Origin of the sequence: Massilia sp. PAMC28688 (assembly GCF_019443445.1) — a bacterium.
Classification (GTDB): Bacteria; Pseudomonadota; Gammaproteobacteria; order Burkholderiales; family Burkholderiaceae_D; genus Telluria_A.
The window spans coordinates 1844668-1868342 of record NZ_CP080378.1 but is presented as its reverse complement, the minus strand read 5'-3'; the positions used below and the strand labels follow the sequence as shown (position 1 = coordinate 1868342).

Here is a 23675-nt window from a genome sequence, read left to right as displayed (position 1 = left end):
AATATTGCCGTACGGAATTTTTTTAAGCAAGCTGTTTTGTGTATCGGATGCGGCCTTTTGACAACCCCGGGCGGACAGCCTTTGCGGTCCCGGGCGCTGCCTGGAAAATTGGCATAGAATGAATTCTCTATTTTTAGCGTCCGGGAAAATGATGACCAACGTAACAGCACTTGTTTGCGCCTTGGGCGTGTCGGCCATGTTTGCCACCGTGCCGGCCCGGGCCCAGGCTCCTGCCGTCCCGACCGGCGCTGCGCCGGCCACTTGCCCGGCCTTGCTCAACCAGACCTTCAAGCGGCTGCAGGATGATGCGCCGCAAAACCTGTGCCAGTACCAGGGCAAGGTTGTACTTGTGGTCAATACCGCCAGTTACTGCGGCTTTACGTCCCAGTACGAAGGGCTGGAAAAGCTGTACGCCAAATATGGCGGCAAGGGCCTGGTGGTGCTGGGCTTTCCGTCGAATGATTTCGGCAAACAGGAGCCGGGCAATGCCAAGGAAATCGCTGATTTCTGCTACAACACCTATGGCGTGAAATTTCCCATGTTCGCCAAGTCCGCCGTCACCGGCAGCAGCGCCAATCCCCTGCACAGCCAGCTCACGCGCATCACGGGCAAGGAGCCCAAGTGGAACTTCACCAAGTACCTGATCGGCCGCAATGGCAAGGTCATCGAGCATTTCCCCAGCAAGGTCACGCCTGAAGACAAGCAGCTGGTTGCCAGGATCGAACAGGCACTCGGGTCCTGAGCCCGATGGCCGTCAAGCCCTCCCTCGGCGCCGACCTGCTGGGCGCCTCGCGCCTGGCGCTGGAAGCCGTCCACGGGGTGACCGAGCTGGTGGAAGCGGTGCACATGAATGTGCTGGACAAGGCGCTGGGCGCGGCCGTGCTGCGACCGGCCGTGCGCCCGGTGGCGGGCGTGACAGCGCTGGTCTACCGCAGCGTCAAATCGGTCACGCGCGTCGTCGGTGGCGGTGTCGATGGCATGGCGCGGCGCCTGGTGCCGCTGTTGGGCGGCGATGCCGGCTGGCCGGGGCGGGCGGCGGTGGTGGCGGCGCTCAATGGCGTGCTGGGAGATCGCCTGGCGGCCTCCGCCAATCCACTGGCCATTTCCATGCACCTGCGGCCGGTGGGCGACGTGTCTGACCGTATCGTGGTGCTGGCCCATGGCCTGTGCATGAATGGCAGCCAGTGGCTGCGCGATGGCGTGGACCACGGCGCCACCCTGGCGGCCGAGCGCGGCTATTGTCCTGTCTACCTGGAATACAACAGCGGCCTGCATATTTCCCGCAACGGCGCAGCACTGGCGCGCCAACTGCAGGAACTGGTCGATGCCTGGCCCATGCCGGTGCGGGAAGTCGTCATCGTCGCCCACAGCATGGGCGGCCTGGTGGCGCGCAGCGCCTGTCATCACGCCGAGCTTGCCGGCCATGGCTGGCGCGGCCTGCTCAGCAAACTGGTATTCCTGGGCACGCCCCACCATGGGGCGCCGCTGGAACGGGGCGGCAACTGGATAGGCATGCTGACTGAAGGCTCGCCTTACAGTGCGCCGTTTGCCCGGCTGGCGCGCCTGCGCAGCGAAGGCATCACCGACCTGCGCCACGGCAGTGTGCTGGCCCAGGACTTTGCCGGCGGCGACCGGTTTGCAGGCGCACCGCATCACACATCCTTGCCGGCGCCGCGTGGCGTGCAATGCCATGCCATCGGCGCCACCCTCGGCAGCTGTCCCGGAGACCTCAAGGACCTGCTGCTGGCCGGCGACGGCCTGGTGCCCTTGCGCAGCGCGCTGGGCGAGGACCCGGATTTCGGTTTTGACAAGGCGGTAGTGTGCGATACGGGCCATATGCAGCTGCTGTCCTCACCCCAGGTGCGTTCGCATCTGCTGGCCTGGCTCTAGTCAGGCCACAAGGCGCGCCTTGAGCGGGCCGCGCAGGGCATTACACACCATCAGCTCCTCTGCCTGCGCCAGCATGGAGGCGGTGATCACGCGTTCACTCGCCTGCCACGCGGGATCGGCCAGGACGTGCGCGCGCATCACGCCAGGCAGCACGCCGCAGGAAAGGGGCGGGGTGTACCAGCGGCCCGCAAGCCTGACAAAGACATTGCTGCGCCCACCCTCGGTCAGCTCGCCGCGTTCATTGAAAAACAATGCGTCAAAGGCGCCTTGTGCTTCGGCCGCGCGCCAGGCCTCATCGTAGCGCGTACGGATGCTGGTCTTGTGGCGCAAGAACAGATCGTCCGCGCTCGTTGCGCCCTGTGCCACGACGAGTCCCACCGGCTGCACCAGCGCCAGCAGCGGGGAAATGGCGACGCTGACGGCGCCGTCCTGGCGCAGGCCAAGGCGCAGGCGGTGCGTGCCCTCTGCCAGCTGGGACGCCGCTGCCTCGATGGCAGCGGCGGCAGCATCCTGGTTCCAGGCGAAGCCGAAGTAGCGTGCCGACGACGCCAGCCGCGCCAGGTGCTGCGCCAGCATGGGGCAGCGCTGCCCGTTCAGCTGCATGGTCTCGAACAGCTCGAAATCGTTTGGCAGGCCGGTGAGGAAGCGCGCCTTGAGCTGGCACTCGGCATACTCCTCGCCGGCGTCGCTGTCGAACACGATGCCGGCGCCCACGCCCATTTCGCCCTGCCGCACGCCGTCCTGCTGCGGGCCCAGGGCCAGTGTGCGGATCGGCACGGACAGGCAAAAGTCGCCCATCGCGTGGCCGGCCGGCGGATCGAACCAGCCAATGGCACCGGTGTAGACGCCGCGCGCGGCCGGTTCGAGTTCGCGGATGATTTCCATGGTACGGCGCTTGGGGGCACCCGTGATGGAGCCGCACGGGTACAGCGCCGCGAAGATCTCGGCCAGCCCGGCGCCGGGGCGCAGTCGGGCGCGTACCGTGGACGTCATTTGCAGCACGCTGCTGTAGCGTTGCACGTCGAACAGGTTTGGCACCGTCACGCTGCCGGTGGTGGCGACGCGTCCCAGGTCATTGCGCAACAGGTCCACGATCATCAGGTTTTCTGCCCGGTTCTTGGCGTCGGCTGCCAGTGCCGCGGCGCGGCGCGCGTTGTCGGCATCGTCATCGCTGGCCGGCGCCGTGCCCTTCATCGGCCGCGTCACCAGCTCTCCCTGCGCGTGGCGCACGAACAGTTCCGGCGAAAGGGACAGGATGGCGCCGCCGCTGGGCAGCCCGATCAGGGCGCCGTAAGGCACCGGCTGGCGGGCACGCAGCCTGGCATAGAGCGCGTACGGCGAGCCAAAGGCGTCAAAGTGCAGGCGATAGGTGTAGTTGACCTGGTAGGTGTGGCCAGCCTCGATGTAGTTGTGGATGGCGCCAAGCGCCTGTGCAAACTGCGCCTGGTCGACGTTGGCACGTACATTGGCGATGCCGGCCGGGCCGCAAAGCGCGCCGGCTTGTTTCGCCAGCCATGCCTCTACCGCGTCGGGCGCGAGCTGGGTGCAGCGCTCGAACAGCAGCACCTGCGCCAGTGGACCGGGCAGGGGATGGGCGTCAATGCCCATCAGGTGGCTGCCCAGTTCATAGCTCAGCACGGGGACGGCAAACAGGCCGCGCTGCAAGGCGTCCTGCATGGCGGCGAGCAGTGGCGGCCAGCCGGCAGCATCAAGGCATGCCAGGGTGCCGGCGTGGCCGCTGTACAGGCGCGAACGGGCGTGGCGCGGATCAGCCGCGCTGGCGTCGTCCAGCAGCGCGAAGCAGTCGTGCAGCGGGGCGTTCACGCGGCCAGCATCAGCGACAGGTGCAGGGCGCTGCCTTCGGCCGGGCCGGTGCGAAAGCCGCTGCGGGCAAAGCGGTGCCAGCGCCCGGTGACATAGCTCACCAGGAGCGTGGCGCGCGCCGCCACATCGGCTTCCTGGCCGTGGCCCTGGGTGACGGCCAGGCGCAGCGACTGCCTGCACGCCAGCTCCACCTTGTCATAAAACTGGTTCATGCGCAGCTGCAGGCGCTCGTCCTCGTTGATCAGGGCGTCGCCCGTGAGCACCCGCGTCATGCCCGGATTGTTGGCGGCAAAACTGAGCAGCATCTGCACCGTGGCGGTGACCTGGTCCAGGCCACGCTCTTCGCGTTCGGCGATCTGGTTAATCAGGCCGAACACGCTGGACTCGATAAAATCGATCAGGCCCTCGAACATCTGGGCCTTGCTGGCGAAATGGCGGTACAGGGCAGCCTCGGACACCTCAAGCCGCCTGGCCAGTGCCGCCGTGGTGATCTTCTCGCCCTTGGGCTGCTCCAGCATGGCGGCCAGGGCCTGGAGAATTTGCAGTTTGCGCTGACCCGGCTTGGTGCTTGCCATGTTATCTCGCTGGTAGGGTGGGGGAAGTGCGCAGCCGGTGCAGGCGGGCCGGCAGCTGGCGTAGCGATTTTACTTTGACATCCACGAACGCGGGGCGTTTTCGCATGCGCGGCAGGGCGGCGCTGCCACTGGCTTCGAGCATGCGCAGGTACTGGGTGACCCACACCGTGCGCATGCCCACGCGCTTGGCGCTGCGCAGGTTGTCCAGCGTGTCTTCCACCAGGATGCAGCGCGAGGCCGCCACCCCATGCTTGCGCAGCAGCCGGCGCAGCATGAGGCTGGACGGCTTGGGGCGCAGCTGGCCGTGGACCTGCATGTTTTCAATGGCGATGTGGTGGCTGAAGTGGCGGCGCAGGCCCAGGTGCCGCATCACGTCGCTCGAATAACGGGTAGGCGCATTGGTCAGCAGGATCTTGCGGCCCGGCAGACGCGCGAGCAGGCGCGAGATTCCCCGTTCAAAGCGCATCATGCTGGCCAGGTCGTCCAGGTGGTGGGTGTCGCGCAGGAACTCGGTGGCGTTGACCTGGTGGTGCTTGACCAGGCCGAGCAGGGTGGCGCCGTAGCGTTTCCAGTAACCGATGCGCGCCGCATCGACCTGTTCGCGCGTCGCATGGGTGACCCCGTCACCGAGCAGGCGCGCGATAAATACATTCATGTTCGCGCTAATCGTGGGAAAAATTGCATGGGAAGCATCGTGCAAAGTATTGTCCAGATCAAAGAGCCAGAGCGGGGAGGACGCGGTACTATTCGGCACAGGAGTGGCTTTACGCGAAAAATTCATCAAGGAAATTGAATGCGACGTCAGATTATCACGGTGTTCCTGAGCGTGCTTTGCCTGCTGGCCGGACCGGCCTGGGGCGCGGACCGCGGCGCGCTGTTCAAGGTCGCCGCCAACGGCCACACCATGTATCTGTTTGGCACCATGCACGTCGGCCAGCCGGGATTCTACCCGCTCGAGCCGCGCATTGCCGATGCCGTCAGCAAGGCCTCGGTGCTGGCGCTGGAAATCGATCCGGCGCAAGACCCCGCCATCATTGCCCAGGCCATGCAAGCCCATGGGATGAAGCAACCGGGCGAGAGTGGGGCTCCGATCGCCCCGGCCCTGCGCCGCCGCATCGACAAGGCCATCAGCAATGCCGGCCTCGACCCTGAAGCCGTCGCCCGGCTCAAGCCCTGGCTGGTGGCCACCGTGCTGGCCATGGCCGAGTACGCCAGCCTTGGCTACCGCGCCGACCTGTCCGTCGATGGCCACCTGGCGCAGCTGGCGCGGGCAGCCAAGGTGCCGATCGTGGCGCTGGAGACACCAGCCTCGCAGATGAGCCTGTTCAGCCGCCTGTCCGAAGCTGAACAGCTGCGCCTGCTCGAAGACAGCGTGGCCCTGATCGAATCGGGCAAGCAAAGCGAGGAAGTGCGCATGATCGTCGAGGCTTGGCGCACGGCCGACCAGGAGGGTTTTGACAAGATTGCCGAACGTACGGCCAAGGACACCAGCGTGGCGGGCCGCTTCATGAAAAAAGTGTTGCTCGATGAACGCAATGTGGCGATGGCCGACAAGCTGGCGGGAATCCTGGCGCGCACCGACAATGCAGTGGCTGCCGTCGGTGTATTGCATCTGGTCGGCAATGGCAGTGTGCCGGCGCTGCTGCGCGCGCGCGGCCTGCAGGTCGAGCGGGTGTATTGAGGCACATGCGGGGGATTGGTGCCCTTTACGTGGATTGAACACGTGGCCTCTCCCTTACCAAGGGAGTGCTCTACCACTGAGCTAAAAGGGCGGCAGATGCGGCAGCGAGCGCTGCCACAAAAACTTAGTGCGAGCGGATCATAGTTCCAAACGCCTGTTCGGTCAAGACTTCGAGCAGTAAAGAGTGTTCGATGCGCCCATCGATAATGTGGACCGTGTTCACGCCCGACTTGGCAGCATCGAGCGCGGACGAGATCTTTGGCAGCATGCCGCCGGAGATGGTACCGTCGGCAAACATTTCATCGATTTCACGGGCCGACAGGTCGGTCACGAGGTTGCCCTTCTTGTCCTGTACACCGGCGATGTTGGTCATCATGATCAGCTTTTCCGCTTTCAGGATTTCCGCGATCTTGCCGGCGACAACGTCGGCGTTGATGTTGTAGGCCTGGCCATCCTGGCCGAAGCCGATCGGCGAAATGATCGGGATGAACGCATCGTCCTGCAGGGCCTTGACCACGGCGGGGTTGATGGCATCGATTTCGCCGACAAAGCCGATGTCCAGGAACTCGCCAGGATTTTCCTTGTCCGGCATGGCCATCTTGCGCGCGCGGATCAGGCCGCCGTCCTTGCCGGTCAGGCCCACGGCCTGGCCACCGTAGTGGTTAATCAGCATCACGATATCCTGCTGCACTTCGCCGCCCAGCACCCACTCCACCACTTCCATGGTTTCTTCGTCGGTAATGCGCATGCCCTGCACGAAACTGCCTTGCTTGCCAATCTTTTTGAGCGCATTGTCGATTTGCGGGCCGCCGCCGTGCACCACCACCGGGTTCATGCCCACCAGCTTGAGCAGGATGACGTCGCGCGCAAAGCCATGCTTGAGGCGCTCGTCGGTCATGGCGTTGCCGCCGTATTTGATGACAATGGTTTTGCCATGGAAATTACGAATGTACGGCAACGCTTCGGCCAGGATCTGCGCCTTGATCTGCGGGGAGACCGAGGCGAGGTCGTCGGACGAGTCGATTTTCAAATTGGGCAAAGGAGCGGTCATGGCAGGTCCGATTAAAATTTTGCGAGATTTTACAGGCAACAGGGCGAACCCTGTGGCCATTATAGGGCCAACTTGTTGTATTTTAATTCCCGTTCCGTTAGGCTGAGCCGTAATTGTCCACTGCCCCTATGAAAGAGCCTTCCGCATGAGTACCTGCAGCCGCTGCGGCGCCAGTTTCGGATGCGCCATGGCCGACGGGCTCGACGCCCCATGCTGGTGCGTGGCGCTGCCGCCCGTGGTGGCCGTGCCGGGCGTGGACGCCAGCTGCTGGTGCCCCGCCTGCCTGGCGCGGCATATCGCATCCCAGCAAAGTTCCCCCGTCCTGCCCGCGAGCGATTGACGAAAATCGTGGTCCAAGCCGGACAGTCCCTGACAATGCATCAGGGGAGGGCGCCATGGGCCACTCGTACGACACCGATATCCGGGATCACCGCCTGCTAACTTATAATCGGAGGACTTCAATGAGCAGAAAGCATGCATGCCCCTTACCGCGGAACACCTTGGTTTTGCAGCAGCCGTGTGCACCACGGGTGCCTTCATTCCACAGGTCCTGATGGTCTGGCGCCAGCGTGGCGCGCCCGGCCTATCGGTGGGCATGTACGCCATCTTCATGTTTGGCGTCGGCTTGTGGCTTGCCTACGGGATCGCCATAAACTCGGTGCCCGTCGTCGTGGCCAACAGCATCACGCTGATGCTTGCCGCCGGGGTGCTCGGCATGAAGCTGTACTTCGAAAAGTCGCGCACAACTCGCTAGCCGGATGGCGCGCCGCGCCACCCGGTGCTGCGCTAGCGCTTGGTCTGGAAGAAGCGCATCATTTCGCGGCTGGCGTCAGGCCCTTTGCCATCCGTATAGCTGCCGTGCACACTGCCGCCCGACCAGGCGTGGCCCGCGCCATGGATCAGCCATTGTTCTGCCTGGGGCGTGCCGTCGGCGCGCTGGTGAACCGTGCGGGTGTAGGCATGCCCATCGGGTACCCGGCCTGGCTCGACCACGATATCGCGCGACGCCGTGTGCGCTCCTTGCTTGATGACTTCGTCCCCGCAGGCAGGATGGACGGTCGTGTCCTTATCGCCATGAAACACAATGATGGGAACCGGCTTGCCGCTTGGCCTGGCCGATCCAAAATTGCCCTTCATGGCTGCCAGTGCCGACGGCAGGTCATGGGCGGCGGCAAACGGCAAGCCCGAATGCACACCCACGGCCGCGTACAGGTCCGGATACAGCGTTCCCATGATGGTAGCCATGGCGCCGCCGGCGGACAGGCCGGCCACAAACACCTGGTCGCGCCGGACGGCGTGATCGTGCATGATGGTTTCCGTGATGCCCGCGATGATGGACGGTTCGCCCTGTCCGCGCTGCTGGTCGACCGCGCTGAACCAGTTCCAGCAGCGCGACGCATTGGCCTGCTGTGACTGGGCCGGATACACGACCAGGCAGCCCATTTCCTCGGCCAGCAGGTTCATCTGGGTACCGTTGGCAAAGTCGTCGGGATCCTGGGTGCAGCCGTGCAACATCACCACCAGCGGCGCGGCCTCCCCCGCGTACGTGCTCGGAATGTACAGCTTGTAGCTGCGCGTGCCCGCCGCATTGGTATAGCTGCCGTCAACAAATTTCCCTGGCAATGGCGGCGCCGTGCTCATGCCGCCCTGCATCGCACCGGGCATCTTGAAACCCTGCATGTTGCCGACACCGTGGCGCTCCATATTGGCCAGCATGTCCGGCATGAGCGACTTGAGCTGCTCCTGCACATCCTGCATGGGCGTACGCGGCGGCGGTGGCGCCGACGCTGCCCGCGCATGGGCATGCTGCTCCGCCTCCGGCCGGGTCTGGCTGTTGGCGGCAGTGCCCGGCGGCGGGTTGATGTCGCGCATGGGCGGCGCCGGCTGCGGTGACTGGGCTGGCTGGCGCGGTGACAGTACCTTGAGCGCATCCTGGATGGCAGCCGTGGCCGCCTCCGGGCCCTTGCCTGACAAGGTTGTGGTGGCCGCGCGCATGCGCTCCATCAGTTTGCTATTGAATTTCATGGTGTTCCTTCATTAGGCGCTTCACTGGATGCGACTTGCCAGGGCGGTCTTGAGTGCGCTACTCGCATGCAACACTCCAAGCACATGAATCGAATCAATGGTTTCCAAGGCCAGCTCGACCGGGACATCGGCGGCGATGCTCGCCATGCCCAGCACCTGGATCTGCAGGCGTTCGCCGGCCTTGAGCGCTGCCTCCAGGTCCGCGCGTGAGTAATGGTGCAGTCCCAGGACCAGGCTCTTGCGAGCCACAGTCTGGCGCACCACGTCCGCATGGGTATTGAGCTGGTTCCTGATCGCCGTGCGGATCAAGTCCGTACGGTTCGAATAAAAGCCTTCATTGACCAGGAGATCGATTTGCCCAAGGTCGATATGGCCCAGGTTGATCGTGATTTTTTCCGATTCAGCAAGTTTTGGTTTCAAGTCGCGGGCGTTCATCTGTGTCTCGTAATCATCTATGTGGCATCCATACACCATCTATATGGATGGTAGTCTACAGAAATGCAGCCCCTGGTCAAGCGTGATTCGCTTGAATGCGATAATGTCTGATTCAAGACACAGGAGTGAGGAAATGCGATACATCACAGCCCTGGACCATGTGCAGGTGGCCATGCCGGTGGGCGGCGAAGCCATTGCGCGCCAGTTCTATGGCGGCGTACTGGGCCTGGCCGAGATACCCAAGCCGGCGGTGCTCGCCGTGCGCGGCGGCGTCTGGTTCCAGTGCGGGGCGGCGCAGCTGCACCTGGGAGCGGACCCGCAATTTCAGGCTGCCCGCAAAGCCCATCCCGCATTTACGACCAGTGACTTTGCCGGCCTTCTGGGCAGCCTGGCGCAGGCAGGGGTTGCCGTGACGGAGGAAGAGAGCGTCAATGGACGCCGGCGCGCCACCGTGGCCGACCCTTTTGGCAACCGCGTGGAGCTGATCGCCGCATGATGCCGGAACAGCAAACTCCCGTGCCCTCGCCCTGCATCAGCCTGTGCGAAATGGCGCCCGATACGGGCCTGTGCCGCGGCTGCCTGCGCACGATCGATGAAATCATTGGCTGGAGCAGTGCCAGCGACAGCGCCAAGCGCGCCGTGTGGGCCGAGATCCGGCGCCGAGAACAGCAACTGGACTTCAAATGAGTGTCTACGCACCCCGGAACAGTGTGACAGGGCCTGCCTATTCGCGCGGCTTCAAGGTCTTTGCCACCATCGTCACACTGGCGCTGGCGGTATATGGTGTCAGCGTCGCCATGCGCTTCTCGCTGCCGGCGTTTGGCTTCGGCGTCAAGGCACTGCTGGCCTGCGCCGGCGCTATGCTCGCCATCTCCTACTACTGGTTCCTGCGCGCCGAGACCACCATCGACAGCAAGGGGATTCGCCAGAGCTGGGTCTACACGCGGCAGGTGGAATGGCAGGAGGTGCGGGGTGCGCGCATGATCGGCATCCCATTTCTTACGTGGCTGTTCCCGCCACGTCTCGTGGTGCGGACCGGGAATGCCTTCATGACCTTCAATGGCGGCACGCAGGACATCCTTGTCGAATTTGCCCGCGTCACCCTGGCGTTCCGGATGAAGAAATGAGTGGCGGGCGGCTGCCACCGACCATGCGTGTATTTGAGCGCGGGTGGCTGTCGTCCAACAACGTCCTCTTTACCGGCCCCGGGCCGGCGGTTTTGATCGACAGCGGCTACGTCACCCACAGCGCGCAGACGCTGGCGCTGGTCGAGCACGCGCTTGGCGGGGCGGCGCTGGCAGGCATCGTCAACACCCACCTGCATTCCGACCATTGCGGCGGCAACGCGGCCCTGCAAGCGCGCCATGGCTGCAGCATCGCCATCCCTGCCGCCGAAGCGGACAAAGTGCGTCAATGGGACGAAGACGCGCTCAGTTACAAGGCCACCGGGCAGCAGTGCCCGCGCTTCGTGTTCGACAGTGTTGTGTGGCCCGGTAACCGGCTGGCGCTGGGCGGGTTGGCGTGGCAGGCCCTGGGCGCGCCCGGGCACGACCCGCATTCGCTCATTTTTTACTGCGAACGCGAAGGCTTGCTGATCTCGGCCGACGCCTTGTGGGAGCACGGCTTCGGCGTCATCTTTCCCGAGCTCGATGGCGAATCGGGCTTCGAAGAAGCAGCGGCCACGCTCGACCTGATCGCCCAGCTGGATGTAAGACTCGTGATCCCCGGTCATGGCGCGCCGTTCGAAGATGTGGGCAGTGCGCTGGCGCGGGCGCGGTCGCGGCTGGACTACCTGCAGGCGGGGCCTGCACGCAATGCCGAAAACGCCGTCAAGGTCATTCTCAAGTTCCTTCTGCTCGAACGCCAGCGGATCGCACTGGCGGCGCTACCTGCGCTGCTATCGGCAATTCCGGTGATGGAAGGCGCGCGCCGGCGCTACCTGCGCCAGGCGCCGGAAGAACTGGCGCAATGGGCAGTGGCGGCGCTGCTGCGGGCCGGGGCCGCGCGGGTCGAGGGCGGCATGTTGGTCAATCACGAAGGCTAGTGCTCTGGGTTATCCATTCCTTGATTTGGTGCGGCGGGTACCGCCCCAATACCGCTTCACAAATGCTCGCCACGCCCCGGCCTTGCTGTGCTTTAGTCATTGCCCTGGGGTGATTTCGCCGCATTGGTAATTCAACGGATTTCCAACTCAGGACACTCGCTGCATTTTTCCAGCACGATCGTACTTTTTTCGCTCTATAATGGCCCGCAACCGACTTTTTTTTGCGAGATCCCCATGACCATGCCCGCTGTGCTGCAGAACCTGTCCCTGCCCGTGATTGCCTCACCCATGTTCATCGCCAGCGGTCCTGCGCTGGTGGCGGCGCAGTGCAAGGCGGGCATCGTCGGCTCATTTCCCGCGTTGAACGCGCGGCCTGCCGAACTGCTCGACACCTGGCTGACCGACCTGAAAAAAGAGCTGGCCGACTACCAGAGCGCCAATCCCCAGGTGCGGGTAGGGCCGATTGCCGTCAACCAGATCGTGCATCAGTCGAATGACCGGCTTGAGCACGACGTGGCCATGTGCGTCAAGCACCAGGTCCCGATCATCATCTCCTCGCTGCGCGCGCCGCCGCGCGAGATGCTCGACGCCATCCACGGCTACGGAGGCATCGTGCTGCACGACGTGGTCTCGATCCGGCATGCGCAGAAGGCGCTGGAAGCGGGGGTGGACGGACTGATACTGGTGGCGGCGGGTGCGGGCGGTCATGCGGGGGCGCTGTCGCCGTTTGCGCTGGTGGGCGAAGTGCGCAAATTCTTCAAGGGGCCGATAGCGCTGTCGGGATCGATCGCCACTGGCGACGCCATATTGGCTGCGCAGGCCATGGGTGCCGACTTCGCCTACATTGGTTCGCGCTGGCTGGCGACGCAGGAATCGAACGTCACGGAAGGCTACCGTGAAGCGATCGTCGAATCGACGGCGGCGGACATTGTGTACACCAACCTGTTCACGGGCGTGCACGGCAACTACTTGAAGAAATCGATCGTCAATGCCGGCCTGGATCCGGAAGCGCTGCCGGAGTCGGACAAATCGAAGATGAGTTTCGGCTCCGGCACGGCCAAGGCCTGGCGCGACATCTGGGGAGCGGGGCAGGGCGTGGGCTTGATGGACGACGTACCAACGGTGGCCGAGATGGTGCAGCGGCTGGCCGACGAATACCAGGCCGCCCGCGCCCGCCTCGCCCTCTAAAAAATTTCCTAACACCAGGGTCAGACCACTTAAACGCACGAAAATCAATTTCCTATCACCAGGGTCAGACCACTTGGCCTTGCTGGTCGATAAGTTGCTGCTGCGATGTAGCTTCATTGAAAAAAAGGCGCATCCCGCGATACCGACGACAGAAAAAGTAGACTAGGCCAAGCTGCTCCATTTATTTTTTTGCTATAACTAAATTGCTATCAGCTGCGTTTAGTGGTCAGACCACGCTGCGGGGGCGACGGCGCTGCCGGCGCGGGCGAACTGCCGCTCGGCAGAGCAAAGCCCACCGCATGTATATGTGGATCAAACGGACTTCCGAACTGGGCTGGTGCGCGCTCGGGGGCCACATGGATCCCGTCAGATCTTCGTCTATTTCATCGACTGATTTTGCGCATGGAAATTGATTTGATGAGCTTTAAGTGGTCTGACCCTGGCGGGAGGAAATTGATTTATGGGCGTTTAAGTGGTCTGACCCTGGGGTGGGGAAATTGTTTTAGAAGTCGTGGTGGGACGGGTAGTTGCTGAAGAAGTCGTTGGGCCAGCGGAAGTTGGTGTAGGCCAGCGTGACCGAGACGTCCAGCGCTTCCACGTGGTGCCACCAGCCCACCGGCAGGAATAGAATCTCGCCCGGTTCGAGCACACAGTCGTGGATCGGCACCCCCGCCATCGCAGGAAATCGCTGCAGGTCCGGTGCGCGCGCGTCGACTTCCGTGAAGCAGTGGCGGTGGTTGTACACGCTCGCCAGCTCACTCGGCGCAATCAGCCGCACCCGCTTGCGCCCCACAATCTGCGCCATGAAGTTGTTGGTCAGGTCGTGATGCAGCGGTGTGATCGTCCCCGCCGGCCCAAACCAGAAAAAGCCACGCCGCTCAGGATCGTCGGCCAGGTATGCCGGCAGCGTGCCCACGTCTTCCCACAGTTCCTTCAGCGATTCGCGGTTCTGGTTGTCGTTGTTGGCGGTCATGTAGAAGTCATTGCTGCTGCCGCTCGTTCGGATCATCTCCACGTATTCACCAAACGCGATCTGCCGTTTATGCGCAATACTGTTTAGCTCATATTGGGGATCGGCGTCACGGCCGAACTGCACTTCGACCATGCGCTCGCCAAAGCGCTCGCCAAAATAGTCGAGGTTCCACTTGGATAGCGCCGGAAAATGGTCAAGCATGCCGGTGATGATCACGGGTCGGTTGGTCAGGTAGTGCTGGCGGAAGAAGTCCTCGCCCGATAACTTGTCCTTGCGCGGCACCTCAGGTGTGGCCGAGCCGCCCATCCGATCGAGCGTGGCCTGAATGCCCAGTACCCAGTCGCGCTTGGCGACACGGTTGGCAAGCCTCGTCACACCGCGCAGATATGGACTGCGCAGTGCCGCTTCCACTTCGCCGCGGGCGGCCAGCGGCGGGACGCCGTTTTGCGCCAGCACGCCGGCAATGGCGTCCGGGTGCACGCCCAGCAGCAGGTTCTCGGCGATCCAGCTGCGCCAGTTGTCGTTGACCGCAGTGACGGTCTTGAATGTGGTTTTCTGTTTCAAGCACTGCTCCCTGAAAAAGCGAAAAAGCGCCGGCCACGCTGACCGGCGCTCCATACCGCTATCTTACCTTCCCCGCCATACTGCGCTGGTCAGTTCACCATTGGCGTCGCCGTCCAGCTCCCACGAGAAGGCGCCACGCAGTCCCTGGTCCCGCACATACTGCATCTTGGTGGCGATGACGGTGGGGTCGTCGTAGCTCCACCATTCACCACTGCCGGTGAACAGGAACAGCTGCTTGGTCACGGGATGGTACCAGCGTTGCCCGGTCTTGAGCTTCAACAGCTTGTAGTCCTCAATCCCGGTTTCGTAGGCGCCAGGCGCGCCACCATTGGCGGAGCTGTACAAGCCATTCCCATTCGGTCCCGCAGCCACGCCTTTCCATCCGCGTCCGTAGAACGGCACGCCGAGCAGGATCTTATTGCGCGGCATACCTGCGTTGACCAGGATGGAGATGGCGTCGTGGGTGTTGTACTTGGCCACGTTGCCGGTCGATGGGTCGGCCGGGTCGTGATACAGCGCCGAGTGGAAGTTGGTGGTGTTCTCCCAGGCGCCGTGGAAGTCGTATGTCATCACGTTGACCCAGTCCATATATTTGCTGTACAGGGCCGGCTCGGTCTGGGCGATCTTGTCGGGACCTGCGCCAATGGCAGCGGTCAGTGCATAGCGCTTGCCGTCGATGGCACCCTGCGCGTCAAGCTGCGCGCGGAATTCCGCCATCAGCAGCGTGAAGTTGCGCTTGTCGTTGACCGTGTCGACCGTGTTGTACGACTGGCCGCCACCGCCCGGGTATTCCCAGTCGATGTCGATCCCGTCGAATACGCCCTTGGCCGCACCCGGTCCACCGCGCCCATCTTGGACCGGCAGATCGCCTGCGATGAACTGCTTGACGCACGAGCGGGCCAGCTGCTTGCGCAGCGCGTCGGTCTTGGCAGCGGCCGAGAAGAACTTGGACCAGCTCCAGCCACCGAGCGAAATGAAGACGCGCAGGTTCGGGTGCTGCGCCTTGAGCAGCTTGAGTTGGGAGAAGTTACCCGATAGCTTGGCGTCCCAGGGAATCGGCTTGCCGTCAACGGTGCGTGCGGGCTGGCGCTGATAATCGGCATAGGCGTCACCTCCGGTGCCGGCGTCGGCAGGAGGCGGAACGCTGTTGCCCGTTTCGGCCTTGGTAACCATGTCGCATTCGTAGCCGCCGTTCTTGGCGTAGACGTTGCCAAAGGCGTAGTTGATGAAGGTGAGCTGGTCCGCCACGCTGGTCATCACGCCGTTGACCGGCGTCTTGGTGGTGTGGATGTCGGCCACCTCGTAACCGCGCCCGTACACGCCCCACTGGGCAAAGTAGGATCCGATTTCGCGCCCGCCAATGGGGGTTGGCGTCGGCGTTGGCGTCGGCGTCGGTGTCGGCGTAGGCGTCGGCGTAGGCGTAGGCGTAGGCGTAGGCGTCACCGTGGTCAGCTCCCACGGTCCTGCGGCATTCGTGCCCGGAACCTCGTTCTGGGTCCACCACTTCGCCTTGTATACCTTGTTCTGATACGTGACGCAGTTCCCCGCGGTGTAGACCTGCGATGCCACCCATGCCGGACAGCTCGGGGTTGGAGTCGGTGTCGGGGTGGGCGTCGGCGTTGGCGTCGGCGTCACCGCGCTCAGCTCCCACGGGCCATACTGCTCGGTGCCAGGCACGTTCCCCTGGGTCCACCACTTGGCCTTGTAGCTCTTGCCTTGATAGGTCACGCATGCCCCGGCCGAATAGGCCTGCGCCGAATTCCACTCCGCGCACGCAATGGCATTGGTGGTGGTGGCGAGCATTCTGGGCTGGGCTTGCGCGGATTGCGCGTTGTCGCCGGTGCCGCCGCAACCGGCAACAGCGCCGGCCAGCAGGGCTAACAGCAAACCGTTCTTGCTTGAATAGTTCATCTTATCTCCTGATTAATTATGCGCTTTACGCAAGAGGAGAATGTGACGGCCTAAATTGGTAGTCAAGTGGTTTTATGCATACTTCGATAAGTACGGGCCACCTGAGTCGATCGCTACCCAGCCATGACGCCGCTGTGGGGCGTAGCAAGCTCTACAGCGAAAAGCCCGGACCATACCAATCTAATTCTGGTCAGCAACTGGTATCATCGCAAAAATTAACACGGTGCGGCTTATGCGCGGGTACTGAGGTCTTCCGGGCGGATCGCCCACAGTCCGGGGAGGTTGCGCCAGTACCCGTACACGTCCATGCCAAAGCCGACCACGAACTTGTCTGGAATGGTCAGGCCCACGATATCTGCCTTAACCGGCTTGTCGCGCTTGATGTCCTTGTCGGCGAAGACCGCGATGATCACTTCCGCTGCGCCCATGTCGAGCAGCCGCTGTTTGACGTGGGCCAGTGTCTCGCCTTCGTCCAGAATATCGTCCAGGACGATGATGGTGCGGCCCTGCACGTTCGAGCGCGGGATGACCTTCCATACGACCTTGCCACCCTGGTCTTCGTCGCCATAGCGGCTGACATGGATGTAGTCGAATTCGAGCGGGAAGCGAAGCTGCGGCAGCACCTGGCCTACGAACACCACCGCGCCGCCCATCACGCCGAGGACCAGCGGGAAGGTCTCGTCATCCGGTTGCGCAAAGCGCGCATTGAGAGTGTCGGCCACCTGGGTGACGGCAGATGTGACGGCGTCGGCGTTGAAAATCTCGGTGGCGTTTTGCAGCAGGGTGCGGGCGCGGTCTACATGGAATGCTTGCATGGTCGTGGACTTTGAAAGGGATACGCCACAATTATCCTGCAAATCGCAGCGCACAATGACCGTGCACAGTTGGATTTACGCGACACGCCACTAGCTGTAATCGCGTATGTCCTCGATCAGCAGCCCGTCATCCGGCAGCGCGCCGCGCGCCACAAATTCCACTACGCCGCGCAGCCGCGTCACTTCCCGGATCGAGCTGACGATCGCCGCCTTCTTCTCCTCCGATGGTTCGGCCTCCACTTCGCAGCGCAGCGTCATGACGTCGTTGGCCATCTGCCCCGACACCACCAGGCGCGCGCGCGCGATCTCCGGATGGCGGCGCGCGATGTTGCTTACCTGCGAGGGATGCACGAACATGGCGCGCACCTTGGTGGTCTGGTCGGCCCGGCCCATCCAGCCGCGAATCCGCAGGTTGGTGCGCCCGCAGCGCGACGGCGGTGCGTCCACCAGCATGGCGGACATGTCGCCGGTGGCAAAGCGCACCAGTGGATAGTCCTGGTTGAACAGGGTGACGACGATTTCGCCGATGTCGCCCGGCGTCACGGGATCGCCGCTGCCGGGCCGCACGATTTCGACGATCACGTCTTCGTCCAGCGTCATGCCGGGATTGAGCACGCCGCCGGTGGACGTTTCATACGCCACGCTGCCGATATCGGCCGAGGCATAGGTCTGAAGTACATTGGGCACGCCGTTCTCATGGAACCAGCTGCGCAGCGTCTCGGGCAGCGCCTCCGCGCCCATGAGCGCATTGCGGATGCTGCTCACGTCCGCATTCATCTCCTGTGCCTTCTGGATGATGAGGCGCAGGAAGGAGGGCGTGCCGACGTAGGTGTCTGGCCGCAGGTCGGCGATGGCCTGTACCTGCATCTCCGTCTGCCCGATCCCGGCCGGGATCACCGCGCACCCTATCCTGGCGGCGCCGCCTTCGACCATGAAGGCGGCCGGTGTGAAGTGGTAGGAAAAGCAGTTCTGCAGCAGGCCACCGGGCCGCACGCCCGCCGCGTACATGGGACGCGCGAAGCGCCACCAGTCGCTGCCGCGGCCCTCGGGATCGAAGATCGGCCCGGGCGAGACGAATACGCGCGCGAGCTGTCCGACAGGTGTGGGAACCAGGCCGCCGAAGGGCATGCTGGCCCCCTGCAGCGCCTTGAGGTGAGCCTTGCGCGTGATCGGCAGGTCGGCCAGCGCAGCGCGGCTGGTGATCCGGCTGGGATCGACATTTTTCAGAATGGCGGCCCAGCCGGGCGCACTGCGGGCCCGTTCAAGCAGCTGCGGCAGGCGTCCCATCAGGTCGCGTTCGCGCTCGCGCGGGTCGCGCCGTTCCAGCGCGTCCAGTGTATCGGCGCTCATTGGCCGCCTCCATGCGCATCCATGATTTCGCGCTGCAGTTTTTTGGTCAGTTTGGCAAAAACCAGCTCGTACGAGCGGCGCAGCAGCTGCGCCGCTTCGGCGTCGCCCAGCGCGGCAGGGTCCTGGATGCTGATCCATTTTGCGCGCGCCATGTAGGGCGCGGGGATGATGCCGGGGCGGTCCGTGAACTCGAGGAAGCGCTCGTCCTCAACCTTGAAGCTCATGCTGGTGGCAGGGATGGCGCTCCCGGTCACCGCGAACATTTTCAGGCCCACCGAAAACACCAGGTCGGCGCCCCATTTGACGTCTTCCGTGCAGCCGGGGAAAGTGCGGCACAGGGCCTTGGCAGCTTCAAAATCCATGCTTGTCTTTCATGCCAGCCAGCGTTTGCGGCGGCGGTAGAATTTATTGTCCCGGAAGCTGGTGCGCCCCGCGCCTGAAACGCCCAGGTAGAATTCCTTGACGTCTTCATTGCTGGCCAGGTCACTGGCTGCGCCTTCCATCACCACACGTCCATTTTCGAGGATGTAGCCAAAGTCGGCGTAGCGCAGCGCCACGGCGGTATTCTGCTCGGCCAGCAGGAACGATACTTCCTCCTTCTGGTTCAGGTCCTTGACGATGCCGAATATCTCTTCGACGATCTGGGGCGCGATACCCATCGATGGTTCATCGAGCAGGATCATGGATGGCTTGGCCATCAGGGCGCGGCCGATGGCGCACATCTGCTGCTCGCCGCCGGAGGTGTAGCCGGCCAGGCTTGAGCGCCGGGTCTTCAGGCGCGGGAAATAGTGGTACACGCCTTCCAGCGCCTCGCGAATCTCGGCCCGCGAGATCTTGCGCGTGTAGGCCCCGGTCAGCAGGTTTTCTTCGATGGTAAGGTGGCCAAAACAGTGCCGCCCTTCCATCACCTGCGACAGGCCGCGCCGTACCAGCTCACTGGGCGTCATCTGGTCCACGCGCTCGCCCTTGAACAGCACCTCGCCCTTGGTCACGTCGCCACGCTCGCCACGCAGCAGCGTGGAGATGGTCTTGAGCGTGGTCGACTTGCCAGCACCGTTGGCGCCCAACAGGGCCACGATCTGCCCCTTGGGTACCTGCAGCGATACACCCTTGAGCACCAGGATCACGTGATCGTAAATCACCTCGACGTTGTTGACCGAGAGGTAGGGCGCGGCTGCGCCTGCTGCCGACCCGCTTGTCGTCACTTCATGCATGACGGCGTGATCTTCTTTTCGGCCGCATAGGCGGCGGACGACGCTTCCAGCAGGCGGCGCGTGAGCGCCTTGTCGCCCACCACCCAGTTAGGGGTGATGGCAACCCACTTCTTGCCATCCCACTGCTGCACCTTGACCGCGCCCGAACCCTCATGGTCCTCGCAGCTGGTTTTCACGGTCGGGAACATGTTCAGCACGCCCAGCGCTTTCTGGCGCGCCGCATCCACGTTCAGGTTCTCCAGGCCCCAGCGCACCTGTTCACCCGTCATGACCTTGCCCTTGCCGAATTTTTCCTGCGCCGTGCGGATGGCTTCCACCCACAGCACGCCCATGGTCAGGCCGCGCATGTGGTACACCGATCCGATCCTGCCCTGGTCGGCCAGGTTGCCCTTGCCGGCGGCGTAGACCTTCTTGCGGATCTCGTCGATCAGCGGGTAGTTGCCGGGCGTGTTGAAGGTCATGGAGGTGTAGCCCTTGGCCGCTTCACCCGACGGAATGGTGTCCTCTTCCGAACCGGCCCACCACACGCCCAGCATCTTCTCGCGCGGGAAGCCGTTGCGCTGGGCGGTCTTGATGGCCACCGAATTCATCACGCCCCAGCCCCACAGGATCACATGGTCGGGCCGCGCCTGGCGAATCTGCAGCCACTGCGACTGCTGCTCGCTGCCCGGGGGCGCCACCGCGATCTTGATCAGCTCAAAGCCGTACTGTTTGGCCTGCGCTTCCAGCACCGGCAGCGGCTCCTTGCCAAATGCCGAGTCGTGGTACAGATGGACGATCTTCTTCCCTTTGAGCTTGGCGTAGCCGCCGTTCTTGTCTGCCAGGTACTTGACCATGGCTGCGGCCTGGTTCCAGTAGGTGGTCACGAGCGGGAAAATGTACGGGAATACCTTGCCGTTGGCGGCGTCCGAGCGGCCGTAGCCCAGGGTCGTCATGGGGATCTTGTCGGTGGCCACGCGGTCCAGGATGCCGTAGGCGATGCCGGTGGACAGAGGTTCGACCAGGGTCGCGCCGCCATTCTTGGTCTTCAAGCGCTCATAGCATTCGATGCCGCGCGAGGGGTTGTATTCGGTCTCGCATTCTTCCCACTTGATCTTCACGCCATTGACGCCGCCGTTGGCGTTGACGAGGTTGAAGTAGTCGATGGCGCCGCCGTAAAAGCCCGAGCCGCCCGCCGCATAAGGCCCCACGCGATAGGACGGCAGCGCCACGAACTGGTCGGCCGCCACTGCCTGTCCAAAGGCGCACGTCAAAGCTGCGCACAGCATGATTTTCTTGATCTTGTTCATGTGCTTGGTCTCCAAAATGATAGATGCGTGTGGTTGAATATGTGTTCAATGCGGGAACGGCCAGAGCCGCAGCTTCTCTTTACCAATCTGCCACAGGCGCGCCAGCCCGTGCGGTTCGACGATCAGGAAAAAGATGATCAAGGCGCCAAATACCATCAGCTCCAGGTTCGATGCCACCGATGTGGGCAGCGACAGCCCGTGCGCGACGATGTTGAGGAACACCGGCAGCAGCACGATGAAGGCTGCGCCCAGGAAGGAGCCCAGTATGGAGCCGACGCCGCCAATGATGATCATGAATAGAATGCGAAATGACAGGTCCAGGTTGTACGCTTCCGGCTCCACCGTGCCCAGGTAGGCGTAGGCATACAGGGCGCCGGCCACGCCGCAGTAAAACGAGCTGACGGCAAAGGCCAGCAGCTTGGTGCGCATGGGCCGAAAGCCAATGACTTCGGCGGCCATGTCCATGTCGCGGATTGCCATCCAGGAGCGCCCCACGTTGGAGCGCACCATGTTCTTGGCAAGGAGCGCCATCAGCGACACGATCGCCAGCACCAGGAGATACTTGGTGGCCGGCGTGTCGAACACGTAGCCAAGGATGACGATTTTCTGGGCCGTGATCACGCCGGAGGTGCTGTAATTGGTCAGGTACGGAATCTTGGTCAGGCACCACACCACAAAAAACTGGGTTGCCAGCGTGGCGGCAGCCAGGTAAAAGCCGCGGATGCGCAGCGACGGCAGGCCAAAGGCGATGCCCACCAGCGCGGCCGACAGCCCGCCGAGCACAAAGGCGAGCAGCATGGGCATGCCCGGCACGCGCGCGACGAAGTTGAACGAGGCGAACGCACCCACGGCCATGAAGGCGGCCGTGCCGAGGGAAAGCTGGCCGGCGTACCCGGTCAGGATATTGAGGCCCAGCGCCGCCAGCGAGAAAATCAGGAACGGGATCAGGATGGCCGACAGCATGTACGGCGAGGCAAACAGCGGCACCACCAGCAGCGCCAGCGCCAGCACGGCGAGCATGGCGTAGCGGTCCTGGCGGATCGGGAAAATCTGGTTGTCGGACTCGTAGGTCGTCTTGAATTGACCGGCTTCGCGGTAAAACATGGGTCAGATTCTCCGGATGATTTTTTCGCCGAACAGCCCTTCGGGCCGCACCAGCAAGAACAGCAGCGCCAGCACATAAGGGAACCAGCCTTCGATGCCGCCACCGACCATGGGACCGATATAGACTTCCGCCAGTTTTTCGGACGCGCCGATGATCAGCCCCCCGACGATGGCACCCGGTATCGAGGTAAAGCCGCCGAGAATGAGCACCGGCAGCGCCTTGAGGGCGATGAAGGTGAGGGCGAACTGCACCCCGTTGCGCGCGCCCCACAGCAGGCCCGCCACCAGCGCCACCATGCCCGCCACCGACCACACCACGGCCCAGATCTGCTGCAGCGGAATGCCCACCGCCTGCGCGGCCTGGTGGTCGTCCGCCACGGCGCGCAGCGCACGTCCGATCCTGGTCCGGGAGAACAGCAGCGCCAGCGCGGTGACCAGCAGGGCGCAAATGCCGGCCGCCGTCACGTCGAACTGGGAAACGATGATGTTGTAGTTGTCCATCAGGTAGGGAATCGGCACGTCTTCAATCGGCAGGTCCAGCTTGTGCACCTGCGAGCCCCACATCAGCTGGGCCAGGCCTTCAATGAAGAACGCCAGTCCGATGGTGGCCATGAAGAGGGTGATTTCCGGCTGGTTGACGAGGGGTCGCAGCACCACCCGTTCGATGGCCAGGCCCAGCACCACCATCACGGCCATGGTGACGGGAATGGCCAGCCACAGCGACATGCCGAACTTGTCGATCATCCCCACGCAGGTGAGGGCGGCGAAGAACACCATGGCCCCTTGCGCGAAATTGAAGACGCCCGAGGCCTTGTAGATGAGGACAAAGCCGATGGCCACCAGCGCGTACATCACGCCCGACAACAGCCCGCCGATCAGCACTTCGAGAAAAAAACTCATTGTTTGTTTTCCATGTCAGCGGCGCCATGCGCCACGCCCAGGTAGGCGTTGATCACGTCCTGGTTGGCCCGCACTTCGTCGGGCGTGCCGTCACCGATCTTCTTGCCGTAATCGAGGACCACCACGCGGTCCGATATATCCATCACCACCCCCATGTCATGCTCGATCAGGACGATGGTGGTCCCGAACTGGTCGTTCACATCCAGGATGAAGCGGCACATGTCCTGCTTTTCCTCGACATTCATGCCGGCCATGGGTTCGTCGAGCAGCAAGATGTCCGGTTCTGCCGCCAGCGCCCGTCCCAGCTCCACCCGCTTTTGCAGCCCGTAGGGCAGGCGCCCCACGGGCGTCTTGCGGATGGCCTGGATCTCGAGGAAGTCGATCACCTGTTCGGCCTTTTCACGGTGCGCCATTTCCTCGCGCCGCGCCGGTCCCCTGTGCAGCGCCTGCATCAGGAAGTTCGACTTCATCTTCAGGTTCCGGCCGGTCATGATGTTGTCAAGGACCGTCATGCCCTTGAACAGGGCGATATTCTGGAAGGTGCGCGCAATGCCCGCCTTGGCCGCGGCGTGGCAGTTCATGTTGCGCCGGTGTTCGCCGCGCAGGATGATTTCACCATGCTGGGGGCGATACACGCCGTTGATCACGTTGAGCATGGAGCTCTTGCCCGCGCCATTGGGACCAATGATGGCGCGGATCTCGTGCTGGCGCACGTCAAACGAGATGTTGGTGAGCGCCTTGACGCCGCCAAACGAGAGCGAGATGTCCTGCAGCTGCAGGATCACCGGCCCCGCCTTGCGCAGCGCGCCATTGCCAGGCACTGGCTGGTTCAGATCATGCAT

The 23675-nt window shown here is 63.3% G+C and carries 26 protein-coding genes and 1 tRNA gene; 10 read left to right on the top strand and 17 right to left on the bottom strand.

The window, feature by feature from the left end:
• The first annotated feature begins 151 nt into the window (after positions 1-151).
• A complete protein-coding gene (locus tag KY495_RS08385) occupies positions 152-742 on the top strand; it encodes a glutathione peroxidase (RefSeq protein ID WP_219883199.1) in 591 nt (196 codons plus the stop codon).
• 5 nt (positions 743-747) lie between these two features.
• The gene (locus KY495_RS08380) at positions 748-1890 is read left to right on the top strand and encodes a triacylglycerol lipase (RefSeq protein ID WP_219883198.1); all 1143 of its coding nucleotides are present in this window, start codon (positions 748-750) and stop codon (positions 1888-1890) included.
• Here the strand turns inward: KY495_RS08380 and pabB are convergent, their stop codons facing one another.
• From pabB to KY495_RS08365, 3 genes are read right to left on the bottom strand one after another with little or no spacing between them, the layout of a single operon-like run.
• Positions 1891-3714, bottom strand: a complete 1824-nt coding sequence (gene pabB, locus KY495_RS08375; protein ID WP_229518543.1) for an aminodeoxychorismate synthase component I — start codon at positions 3712-3714, stop codon at positions 1891-1893.
• Positions 3711-4289, bottom strand: coding sequence for a nucleoid occlusion factor SlmA (slmA, locus tag KY495_RS08370; RefSeq protein WP_219883197.1), 579 nt, complete (start codon positions 4287-4289; stop codon positions 3711-3713). Before slmA ends, pabB begins: the two co-directional genes overlap by 4 nt.
• 1 nt (position 4290) lies before the next feature.
• Complete coding sequence (locus KY495_RS08365; protein ID WP_219883196.1) at positions 4291-5070, bottom strand: pyrimidine 5'-nucleotidase; 780 nt, start codon at positions 5068-5070, stop codon at positions 4291-4293.
• A 12-nt stretch (positions 5071-5082) separates the two neighbouring features.
• On the opposite strand from KY495_RS08365, the gene KY495_RS08360 reads away from it, so the two are divergent.
• On the top strand, positions 5083-5970 hold the full coding sequence (locus KY495_RS08360; protein WP_219883195.1) for a TraB/GumN family protein: 888 nt from the start codon (positions 5083-5085) through the stop codon (positions 5968-5970).
• Positions 5971-5986: 16 nt separating this feature from the next.
• Here the strand turns inward: KY495_RS08360 and KY495_RS08355 are convergent.
• Positions 5987-6061 (bottom strand) — tRNA-Thr (locus KY495_RS08355).
• A 33-nt stretch (positions 6062-6094) separates the two neighbouring features.
• A complete protein-coding gene (argB, locus tag KY495_RS08350) occupies positions 6095-7021 on the bottom strand; it encodes an acetylglutamate kinase (RefSeq protein ID WP_219883194.1) in 927 nt (308 codons plus the stop codon).
• A gap of 145 nt (positions 7022-7166) precedes the next feature.
• On the opposite strand from argB, the gene KY495_RS08345 reads away from it, so the two are divergent.
• Both KY495_RS08345 and KY495_RS08340 read left to right on the top strand, forming a co-directional pair.
• Complete coding sequence (locus KY495_RS08345; protein WP_219883193.1) at positions 7167-7361, top strand: cysteine-rich CWC family protein; 195 nt, start codon at positions 7167-7169, stop codon at positions 7359-7361.
• A 138-nt stretch (positions 7362-7499) separates the two neighbouring features.
• On the top strand, positions 7500-7775 hold the full coding sequence (locus KY495_RS08340; RefSeq protein ID WP_219883192.1) for a SemiSWEET transporter: 276 nt from the start codon (positions 7500-7502) through the stop codon (positions 7773-7775).
• A gap of 32 nt (positions 7776-7807) precedes the next feature.
• Here KY495_RS08340 and KY495_RS08335 read toward each other — a convergent pair whose 3' ends face one another.
• Both KY495_RS08335 and KY495_RS08330 read right to left on the bottom strand, forming a co-directional pair.
• Entirely contained in the window at positions 7808-9046 is a 1239-nt protein-coding gene (locus KY495_RS08335; RefSeq protein WP_229518542.1) for a PHB depolymerase family esterase, read from the bottom strand.
• A 21-nt stretch (positions 9047-9067) separates the two neighbouring features.
• Positions 9068-9481: a CopG family transcriptional regulator gene (locus KY495_RS08330; protein ID WP_219883191.1), complete on the bottom strand. Its 414-nt coding sequence runs from the start codon at positions 9479-9481 to the stop codon at positions 9068-9070.
• A gap of 133 nt (positions 9482-9614) precedes the next feature.
• Between KY495_RS08330 and KY495_RS08325 the strand changes: the two genes are divergently transcribed.
• The 5 genes from KY495_RS08325 (at position 9615) to KY495_RS08305 (ending at position 12713) form a co-directional block, all read left to right on the top strand.
• Positions 9615-9977 (top strand): VOC family protein, encoded by a 363-nt coding sequence (locus tag KY495_RS08325; RefSeq protein ID WP_219883190.1) that lies wholly within the window; start codon positions 9615-9617, stop codon positions 9975-9977.
• Positions 9974-10168, top strand: coding sequence for a DUF1289 domain-containing protein (locus KY495_RS08320; protein ID WP_219883189.1), 195 nt, complete (start codon positions 9974-9976; stop codon positions 10166-10168). Before KY495_RS08325 ends, KY495_RS08320 begins: the two co-directional genes overlap by 4 nt.
• A 23-nt stretch (positions 10169-10191) precedes the next feature.
• Complete coding sequence (locus tag KY495_RS08315) at positions 10192-10608, top strand: hypothetical protein (RefSeq protein WP_229518541.1); 417 nt, start codon at positions 10192-10194, stop codon at positions 10606-10608.
• Positions 10609-10631: 23 nt separating this feature from the next.
• Positions 10632-11525, top strand: coding sequence for an MBL fold metallo-hydrolase (locus tag KY495_RS08310; RefSeq protein WP_219883187.1), 894 nt, complete (start codon positions 10632-10634; stop codon positions 11523-11525).
• Between the two features lie 234 nt (positions 11526-11759).
• Positions 11760-12713 (top strand): nitronate monooxygenase family protein, encoded by a 954-nt coding sequence (locus KY495_RS08305; RefSeq protein ID WP_219883186.1) that lies wholly within the window; start codon positions 11760-11762, stop codon positions 12711-12713.
• Between the two features lie 502 nt (positions 12714-13215).
• Here the strand turns inward: KY495_RS08305 and KY495_RS08300 are convergent.
• The 10 genes from KY495_RS08300 to KY495_RS08255 form a co-directional block, all read right to left on the bottom strand.
• Positions 13216-14250: a cupin-like domain-containing protein gene (locus KY495_RS08300; RefSeq protein WP_229518540.1), complete on the bottom strand. Its 1035-nt coding sequence runs from the start codon at positions 14248-14250 to the stop codon at positions 13216-13218.
• 63 nt (positions 14251-14313) lie between these two features.
• Positions 14314-16161, bottom strand: coding sequence for a glycosyl hydrolase family 18 protein (locus KY495_RS08295; protein ID WP_229518539.1), 1848 nt, complete (start codon positions 16159-16161; stop codon positions 14314-14316).
• A gap of 230 nt (positions 16162-16391) precedes the next feature.
• Positions 16392-16976, bottom strand: a complete 585-nt coding sequence (locus KY495_RS08290; protein ID WP_219883184.1) for a hypoxanthine-guanine phosphoribosyltransferase — start codon at positions 16974-16976, stop codon at positions 16392-16394.
• Between the two features lie 90 nt (positions 16977-17066).
• Entirely contained in the window at positions 17067-18326 is a 1260-nt protein-coding gene (locus KY495_RS08285; protein WP_219883183.1) for a phenylacetate--CoA ligase family protein, read from the bottom strand.
• Complete coding sequence (locus KY495_RS08280; RefSeq protein ID WP_219883182.1) at positions 18323-18688, bottom strand: MmcQ/YjbR family DNA-binding protein; 366 nt, start codon at positions 18686-18688, stop codon at positions 18323-18325. Before KY495_RS08280 ends, KY495_RS08285 begins: the two co-directional genes overlap by 4 nt.
• A gap of 9 nt (positions 18689-18697) precedes the next feature.
• A complete protein-coding gene (locus tag KY495_RS08275) occupies positions 18698-19540 on the bottom strand; it encodes an ABC transporter ATP-binding protein (RefSeq protein WP_219883181.1) in 843 nt (280 codons plus the stop codon).
• Complete coding sequence (locus tag KY495_RS08270; RefSeq protein ID WP_219883180.1) at positions 19528-20829, bottom strand: ABC transporter substrate-binding protein; 1302 nt, start codon at positions 20827-20829, stop codon at positions 19528-19530. Before KY495_RS08270 ends, KY495_RS08275 begins: the two co-directional genes overlap by 13 nt.
• 45 nt (positions 20830-20874) lie before the next feature.
• A complete protein-coding gene (locus KY495_RS08265; RefSeq protein WP_219883179.1) occupies positions 20875-21933 on the bottom strand; it encodes a branched-chain amino acid ABC transporter permease in 1059 nt (352 codons plus the stop codon).
• Positions 21934-21936: 3 nt separating this feature from the next.
• Positions 21937-22833 carry a branched-chain amino acid ABC transporter permease gene (locus tag KY495_RS08260; protein WP_219883178.1) on the bottom strand — a complete coding sequence of 299 codons (897 nt, stop codon included), beginning with the start codon at positions 22831-22833 and terminating at the stop codon, positions 21937-21939.
• The gene (locus tag KY495_RS08255) at positions 22830-23675 is read right to left on the bottom strand and encodes an ABC transporter ATP-binding protein (RefSeq protein ID WP_219883177.1); all 846 of its coding nucleotides are present in this window, start codon (positions 23673-23675) and stop codon (positions 22830-22832) included. Before KY495_RS08255 ends, KY495_RS08260 begins: the two co-directional genes overlap by 4 nt.

Excerpts from the sequence above, each read along its gene's own strand:
- slmA (WP_219883197.1), bottom strand. The coding sequence starts at position 4,289 with ATGGCAAGCACCAAGCCGGGTCAGCGCAAACTGCAAATTCTCCAGGCC.
- KY495_RS08335 (WP_229518542.1), bottom strand. The coding sequence starts at position 9,046 with ATGAAATTCAATAGCAAACTGATGGAGCGCATGCGCGCGGCCACCACA.
- KY495_RS08320 (WP_219883189.1), top strand. The coding sequence starts at position 9,974 with ATGATGCCGGAACAGCAAACTCCCGTGCCCTCGCCCTGCATCAGCCTG.
- KY495_RS08310 (WP_219883187.1), top strand. The coding sequence starts at position 10,632 with ATGCGTGTATTTGAGCGCGGGTGGCTGTCGTCCAACAACGTCCTCTTT.
- KY495_RS08340 (WP_219883192.1), top strand. The coding sequence starts at position 7,500 with ATGCCCCTTACCGCGGAACACCTTGGTTTTGCAGCAGCCGTGTGCACC.
- KY495_RS08360 (WP_219883195.1), top strand. The coding sequence starts at position 5,083 with ATGCGACGTCAGATTATCACGGTGTTCCTGAGCGTGCTTTGCCTGCTG.
- KY495_RS08305 (WP_219883186.1), top strand. The coding sequence starts at position 11,760 with ATGACCATGCCCGCTGTGCTGCAGAACCTGTCCCTGCCCGTGATTGCC.
- KY495_RS08385 (WP_219883199.1), top strand. The coding sequence starts at position 152 with ATGACCAACGTAACAGCACTTGTTTGCGCCTTGGGCGTGTCGGCCATG.
- KY495_RS08380 (WP_219883198.1), top strand. The coding sequence starts at position 748 with ATGGCCGTCAAGCCCTCCCTCGGCGCCGACCTGCTGGGCGCCTCGCGC.
- KY495_RS08265 (WP_219883179.1), bottom strand. The coding sequence starts at position 21,933 with ATGTTTTACCGCGAAGCCGGTCAATTCAAGACGACCTACGAGTCCGAC.
- argB (WP_219883194.1), bottom strand. The coding sequence starts at position 7,021 with ATGACCGCTCCTTTGCCCAATTTGAAAATCGACTCGTCCGACGACCTC.
- KY495_RS08345 (WP_219883193.1), top strand. The coding sequence starts at position 7,167 with ATGAGTACCTGCAGCCGCTGCGGCGCCAGTTTCGGATGCGCCATGGCC.
- KY495_RS08295 (WP_229518539.1), bottom strand. The coding sequence starts at position 16,161 with ATGAACTATTCAAGCAAGAACGGTTTGCTGTTAGCCCTGCTGGCCGGC.
- KY495_RS08270 (WP_219883180.1), bottom strand. The coding sequence starts at position 20,829 with ATGAACAAGATCAAGAAAATCATGCTGTGCGCAGCTTTGACGTGCGCC.
- KY495_RS08365 (WP_219883196.1), bottom strand. The coding sequence starts at position 5,070 with ATGAATTTTTCGCGTAAAGCCACTCCTGTGCCGAATAGTACCGCGTCC.
- KY495_RS08330 (WP_219883191.1), bottom strand. The coding sequence starts at position 9,481 with ATGAACGCCCGCGACTTGAAACCAAAACTTGCTGAATCGGAAAAAATC.
- KY495_RS08325 (WP_219883190.1), top strand. The coding sequence starts at position 9,615 with ATGCGATACATCACAGCCCTGGACCATGTGCAGGTGGCCATGCCGGTG.
- KY495_RS08275 (WP_219883181.1), bottom strand. The coding sequence starts at position 19,540 with ATGCATGAAGTGACGACAAGCGGGTCGGCAGCAGGCGCAGCCGCGCCC.
- KY495_RS08260 (WP_219883178.1), bottom strand. The coding sequence starts at position 22,833 with ATGAGTTTTTTTCTCGAAGTGCTGATCGGCGGGCTGTTGTCGGGCGTG.
- KY495_RS08255 (WP_219883177.1), bottom strand. The coding sequence starts at position 23,675 with ATGCATGATCTGAACCAGCCAGTGCCTGGCAATGGCGCGCTGCGCAAG.
- KY495_RS08280 (WP_219883182.1), bottom strand. The coding sequence starts at position 18,688 with ATGGATTTTGAAGCTGCCAAGGCCCTGTGCCGCACTTTCCCCGGCTGC.
- KY495_RS08290 (WP_219883184.1), bottom strand. The coding sequence starts at position 16,976 with ATGCAAGCATTCCATGTAGACCGCGCCCGCACCCTGCTGCAAAACGCC.
- KY495_RS08285 (WP_219883183.1), bottom strand. The coding sequence starts at position 18,326 with ATGAGCGCCGATACACTGGACGCGCTGGAACGGCGCGACCCGCGCGAG.